The organism is Cellulomonas rhizosphaerae (assembly GCF_003470205.1).
GTDB classification, from domain to species: Bacteria; Actinomycetota; Actinomycetes; order Actinomycetales; family Cellulomonadaceae; genus Cellulomonas; species Cellulomonas rhizosphaerae.
The window spans coordinates 1-6,066 of sequence record NZ_QWKP01000086.1 but is presented as its reverse complement, the minus strand read 5'-3'; the positions used below and the strand labels follow the sequence as shown (position 1 = coordinate 6,066).

General features: G+C 72.9%; 6 protein-coding genes. 4 read left to right on the top strand and 2 right to left on the bottom strand.

Features of this window, described 5'->3' with window-relative positions:
• The 4 genes from D1825_RS01635 to rny all read left to right on the top strand — a co-directional run.
• Positions 1 to 734, top strand: a 734-nt coding sequence (locus tag D1825_RS01635) for an MBL fold metallo-hydrolase (protein WP_118765760.1), incomplete at its 5' end; no start/stop codon positions are given.
• Positions 735 to 973: 239 nt separating this feature from the next.
• Positions 974 to 2,014, top strand: coding sequence for a recombinase RecA (recA, locus tag D1825_RS01630; protein WP_118765759.1), 1,041 nt, complete (start codon positions 974 to 976; stop codon positions 2,012 to 2,014).
• Between the two features lie 13 nt (positions 2,015 to 2,027).
• A complete protein-coding gene (locus D1825_RS01625; RefSeq protein WP_118765758.1) occupies positions 2,028 to 2,729 on the top strand; it encodes a regulatory protein RecX in 702 nt (233 codons plus the stop codon).
• Between the two features lie 153 nt (positions 2,730 to 2,882).
• Positions 2,883 to 4,421 carry a ribonuclease Y gene (gene rny / locus D1825_RS01620; protein ID WP_233549557.1) on the top strand — a complete coding sequence of 513 codons (1,539 nt, stop codon included), beginning with the start codon at positions 2,883 to 2,885 and terminating at the stop codon, positions 4,419 to 4,421.
• A 2-nt stretch (positions 4,422 to 4,423) separates the two neighbouring features.
• Here rny and D1825_RS01615 read toward each other — a convergent pair whose 3' ends face one another.
• Both D1825_RS01615 and D1825_RS01610 read right to left on the bottom strand, forming a co-directional pair.
• Positions 4,424 to 5,287 (bottom strand): amino acid ABC transporter permease, encoded by an 864-nt coding sequence (locus D1825_RS01615; RefSeq protein WP_118765756.1) that lies wholly within the window; start codon positions 5,285 to 5,287, stop codon positions 4,424 to 4,426.
• On the bottom strand, positions 5,284 to 5,973 hold the full coding sequence (locus D1825_RS01610; RefSeq protein WP_118765755.1) for an amino acid ABC transporter permease: 690 nt from the start codon (positions 5,971 to 5,973) through the stop codon (positions 5,284 to 5,286). The genes D1825_RS01615 and D1825_RS01610 overlap by 4 nt, the downstream gene beginning before the upstream one ends.
• Positions 5,974 to 6,066 lie beyond the last annotated feature (93 nt).

Below are 6,066 nucleotides of genomic sequence, written 5' to 3'. Positions count from 1 at the left end.
CCAGCCTGGTCCTCGACCTGGGCGGCGTGCGGATCCTCACCGACCCGCTGCTGCGGCCGCACGCGCACCTGCTGCGGCGCCGCGGAGGACCACCCGCGCGTGAGCACTGGGCCGACCCTGCCGCGGTGCTGGTCTCGCACCTGCACCACGACCACGCCGAGCTCGCGTCGCTGCGCCGGCTGGCGGGCACGCCCGTGCTCGCCGCGCCCGTGAACGCCCGCTGGCTGCGGGCCAAGGACGTCACGGGCGTGGGCCTGGCCGACGACGAGTGGTGGGACGTGCCGGGCTCGGACGTGCGGATCCGGGCCGTGCCGGCCGATCACGGCCACCGCCCGATGCCGCACCGACCGAACGCCGCGTGCGGGTTCGTGATCGCGACCCCGACGACGCGCGTGTGGTTCGCGGGGGACACCGCGCCCTACGCGGCGATGGCCCACCTGCCGGAGATGGCCGGCGGACCGATCGACCTCGCCCTCGTGCCGGTCGGGGGGTGGGGGCCGAGGCTGTCCGGCGGGCACATGGACCCGTTCCAGGCCGCGCGCGTGTGCGCCGTCGTCGGTGCCGCGGCCGCGGTCCCGGTGCACTGGGGGACGCTGCACACGCCGATCTCCCGGAGCCTGCCGCCCGGGTGGATGGACGTGGGCGGACCCGCGTTCGCGGCGGCCGCGGCACGCGAGGCGCCGGAGTGCGCGGTGCACGTGCTCCGGCCCGGGGGGGTGCTCGAGCTCGACTGAGCGCTCGACCACGTGTTTCTCTCGGCGTGTCGCTCTCGTCGAACACCTGTACGGGTATGGTCGTCCCTGGGTGACAGCGATCGAGCCGTCCACAGCCCCGCTCCGGCGTCAGCCGGTGCACAGGCTGGGGGTCTGCTCGGATCGTGTGTCAGTGGTCGGGCATAGCGTCACCCGCAGCGACAACGACCAGCCCCCGCAGGCGCAGCACAGGCTGCACGAGACGACGAAGGTGGAGCACCATGCCCGCACCGAAGGACCGCGAGAAGGCCCTCGAGGCCGCCCTCAGCCAGATCGACCGCCAGTTCGGCAAGGGGTCGGTCATGCGCCTCGGCGACGAGGGGCGTGCCCCCGTCGAGGTCATCCCTACCGGATCCATCGCGCTGGACGTCGCGCTCGGCATCGGCGGGCTGCCCCGCGGCCGCGTCGTGGAGATCTACGGCCCGGAGTCCTCGGGCAAGACGACCGTCGCGCTGCACGCCGTCGCCAACGCGCAGAAGGCCGGCGGCATCGCCGCCTTCATCGACGCCGAGCACGCGCTGGACCCCGAGTACGCGAAGAAGCTGGGTGTCGACACCGACGCGCTGCTGGTCTCGCAGCCGGACACCGGCGAGCAGGCGCTCGAGATCATGGACATGCTGATCCGCTCCGGCGCGATCGACGTCGTGGTCATCGACTCGGTCGCGGCCCTGGTGCCGAAGGCCGAGATCGAGGGCGAGATGGGCGACAGCCACGTCGGCCTCCAGGCCCGCCTCATGTCCCAGGCGCTGCGCAAGATCACCGGTGCGCTCAACCAGTCCGGCACCACGGCGATCTTCATCAACCAGCTGCGCGAGAAGATCGGCGTGTTCTTCGGCTCGCCCGAGACGACGACGGGTGGCAAGGCGCTGAAGTTCTACGCGTCGGTCCGCCTCGACATCCGCCGCATCGAGACCCTCAAGGAGGGCACCGACGCGGTCGGCAACCGCACGCGCGTCAAGGTGGTCAAGAACAAGATGGCGCCGCCCTTCAAGCAGGCCGAGTTCGACATCCTCTACGGCGTCGGCATCTCCCGCGAGGGCAGCCTGATCGACATGGGCGTCGAGCACGGGTTCGTACGCAAGTCCGGCGCGTGGTTCACCTACGAGGGTGACCAGCTGGGCCAGGGCAAGGAGAACGCGCGCAAGTTCCTGCGCGACAACCCGGACCTGGCCGAGGAGCTGGACAAGAAGATCAAGGAGAAGCTCGGCATCGGCGCGTTCGTCGACAAGCCGGCTGACGACACGGCCGCGGTCGACTTCTGATCGAGTCTTGCGCATGTCAGCACGCACGTCCGGGCGCCGTCAGGCGTCCGGGGCCCGGGTCGGGAGCGGCAGCACGAGCCGCTCCCGACCGACCGGTCACGTGATCGGCTCCGGGCTGTCGCCCGAGGAGCGTGACGAGGTCGCCGGTCTCGATGACGTCGGCGCGGACGACGAGGACGACGGCGGCCTCACCGCCGGGGGATTCGCCTCGGACGGCGAGGCGGAGGAGGCGGCGCGGGCGATCGCGCTGCGTCAGCTCGCCGCGGCCGGCAAGAGCCGGGCGCAGCTCGAGCAGGCGATGGCCAAGAGGCTCATCCCGGAGCACGTCGCGCGCCGGGTGCTCGACCGGTTCACGGAGGTCGGGCTCATCGATGACGCCGAGTTCGCGGCGATGCTCGTCCGGACGCGGCACGCGGAGCGCGGGCAGTCACGTCGAGCGATCGCCGTGGAGCTGCGGCGCAAGGGGATCGACGAGGAGACGGCGGCCGGTGCGCTCGGCCAGGTCGACGCCGACGACGAGGAGGCCGCGGCGCGCGCGCTCGTGCGGCGCAAGCTCGCGACGAGCGGGGCGCTCGCGCCCGAGGTCCTGCGGCGCCGGATCTACGGCGCCCTCGGTCGCAAGGGGTACTCGCCCGGGCTGGTCGCCCAGATCCTGCGCGAAGAGCTCGTCGAGTCGGGCGACGACGGCGGCGAGTCCGGACTCGAGAGCCTCTGACCAGAGCCGACGGCTCCACCGCCCCGGTCGGGACGGATCAGGACGGTCCGGGCGCGTGTTGACCACGGGCGCGCCGCAGCGGCCGGGAGCCCGTGATCATGGGTCACAATGGGCGGTGCTCAGCGGGTCCACCTGCGTCGAGCCGAATCGGAGGTGCCCGTGAAAGACGGCTCGTTGCTCGTCGTGGTCGGGCTGCTCGGCGCGTGCCTGGTCGCGCTCATCCTCGTCCTGGTCGCACGCCGTGAGGCCTCCGCGCAGCGCGCGCAGGCCACGGCTGACGTCGCGACCATCAAGGACGACGCGCGGGCGCTGCTCGCCGACGCCCAGCGTCGTGAGGCGCGCCTGGCCGAGCGGGAGACGACAGTCGCCGCCGAGCGCGCCGAGGTCGACGCGCTGGAGCGAACCGCCCGTGAGCGGGCCGAGTCGGCCGCCGACGCCGAGCGTCGCGCGGCTCGTGTGCTCGAGTCGGCCGAGCGCGACGCGGAGCGGGTCGTCGCGGAGGCGACCAGGTCGGCCGACGCGGCCACCGAGGCCGCGCGCCGCGAGGCCGTCGACGAGCTGGCCTCGGTCGCGGGGCTGACCGCCGACGAGGCCAAGGCCGAGCTGTCGCGCAGGCTCGTCGAGCAGGCGCAGAACGACACCGCGGCGCAGGTCCGCCGCATCGAGGCGCAGGCGCGCCGCACGGCCGACGCCAAGGCGCGCCGCGTGGTCGTCGCGGCCCTGCAGCGCACCGCGGTGGCCACCAGCTCGCAGAGCTCGGTCACGGTCCTGCCGCTGCCGTCGGAGGAGATGAAGGGCCGCATCATCGGCAAGGAGGGGCGCAACATCCGCTCCTTCGAGGCGCTGACCGGCGTGAACGTGCTGGTCGACGACCAGCCGGGCTCCGTGGTCCTGTCCTGCTTCGATCCCGAGCGCCGCGAGGTCGCGCAGGTCGCCCTCGACGCGCTCATGGAGGACGGCCGGATCCACCCCCAGCGCATCGAGGCCGCGTACGCGCAGGCGCTCGAGGGTGCCGACGACCGCGCCGACGCCGCCGGCCACGACGCCGCCGAGCGCGCGGGCGTCGCCGACCTGCACCCGGACCTGGTGCGCACGCTCGGCCGGCTGCGCCTGCGGACCTCGTTCGGCCAGAACGTGCTCGAGCACCTCGTCGAGACCGCGCTGCTCGCGGCGAGCCTCGCGGCCGAGGTCGGCGCCGAGGTCGAGCTGACCCGACGCGGGGCGTTCCTGCACGACGTCGGCAAGGCGCTCACGGCGCAGATGCCCGGCACGCACGCCGCGCTGGGCGGCGACCTGGTCAAGCGGTACGGCGAGTCGGACGTCGTGGTGAACGCCGTCGCGGCGCACCACGACGAGATCCCCGCCCAGACCGTCGAGGCGGTGCTCGTGCAGGTCGCCGACGCGATCTCGGCGAGCCGGCCGGGCGCGCGGCGCGAGGAGATCGAGCAGTATGTCGAGCGGCTCGACAAGCTCGAGCAGCTCGTCGCCGCGCACGACGGGGTGCGGCGCGCGCTGGCGATGTCGGCCGGTCGCGAGGTCCGCGTGGTGGTGGAGCCGTCGGAGGTCGACGACTACGCGCTGCCGCAGCTGGCCGTCGCGATCGCGCGGCACATCGAAGCCGACCTGACGTACCCGGGCGAGATCAAGGTGACCGTCGTCCGGGAGATCCGCGCGAGCGCGACCGCCGGCTGACCTCAGCCCTTGCCCGTGTCGATCGCCATCGGCGGCGGCGCGACCCGGGTCTCCCCGGCCGTGCGGCTGCCCAGGCGGCGGGCCAGGAACGACGCGAGCCGGGTGAGCGCGTAGTTGATGACGATGAAGATCGCCGCCGCGACCACGAGCGCCTGCAGGATGTTGCCCTGCCCGGTACCCAGCAGCCGGGCCGAGTTGAGCAGGTCCGGGTACGTGATGATGTAGCCGAGCGCGGTGTCCTTGAGGATCACCACGAGCTGGCTCGCGATCGCCGGAAGCATCGCGATGAGCGCCTGCGGCACCTCCACGGCGCGCAGCGACTGCCCTCGGCGCAGGCCGACGGCCAGGGCCGCCTCGCGCTGGCCGCGCGGCAGGTTGTGGACCCCGGAGCGCACGAGCTCAGCGAACACCGAGCCGTTGTAGAAGGTCAGCCCGAGCACGACCGCGAGCAGCGGGACGTCGGACGCGTCGACGATCTTGAGCTGCAGCAGGCCCATGTAGAAGAAGATCATCATGAGCAGCACGGGCACGGCGCGGAAGAACTCGACGATCACGCCCGCGACGGTGCGGACGGTGCGCGACCGGGACAGGCGGCCGAGGCCGAGCACGAGGCCGAAGATCGCGGACGTGACGATCGAGATCCCGGCGGCCTCGAGCGTCGAGCGCAGGCCGGGAAGCAGGTAGTTGACCCACGCGTCGGCGTGCAGGAACGGCGTCCACAGGTCCGCGTCGAGCTGTCCCTTCGCGCCGAGGCGCGTGAGGAGCCAGACGCCGATGCCGATCACGACGAGCGTGGCCACGACGTTGACCACGACCATGCGCCGGCGCGCGCGCGGCCCGGGGGCGTCGAACAGCACCTGGCTCATCGCGCCACCGCCAGTCGTCGCGAGAGCGAGGTCGTCGCGAGTCCGATCGGCACGACCAGGACGACGAAGCCGAGGGCGAAGACGATGAAGATCGGCAAGATCATGTCGGCGCGGTTCTCGATCATCTCCCGCATCAGCACGGACGCCTCGGCCACCGAACCGGCGGCCGCGACGGTCGAGTTCTTGAGCAGTGCGATGAGCACGTTGCCCAGGGGGGCGACCGCGCCGCGGAAGGCCTGGGGGAGCACGACCAGCCCGGCGGTCTGGCCAAAGTTGAGGCCGATCGCGCGGGCCGCCTCGGCCTGCCCGGTCGGCACCGTGTTGACGCCCGAGCGCAGCGCCTCGCAGACGAAGGCCGCGTGGTAGACGGCCATGCCCAGGACCGCGAGGCGGAAGAAGTTCTGCTGGAACCCGTCGCCGAGCGTGACGCCGAGCTGACCCCACAGGCCCAGCACGCACCCCACGATGATGATCGTCAGCGGCGTGTTCCGCAGCAGCGTCACGTAGGTGGTCCCGGCCCAGCGCAGGCTCGGCACGGGGGAGATGCGCATGAGCGCGAGCACGGTGCCGATCACGAGCGCGAGCAGCCCGGCGTAGATCGTGAGCTGGATGTTGACCCAGAACGCCCCGAGGACGTCGTACCCGGTGAACGCCTCGCGGACGTCGTCGAGATAGCCCTGCTGCACAGGCGCTCCCTAGCGGTGGTCGGACAGGACGACGGCGGGTGCCGCGCGCCGGGCGCACCCGGCGCGCGGCGCGCCGTCAGCCGCAGGCGGCGG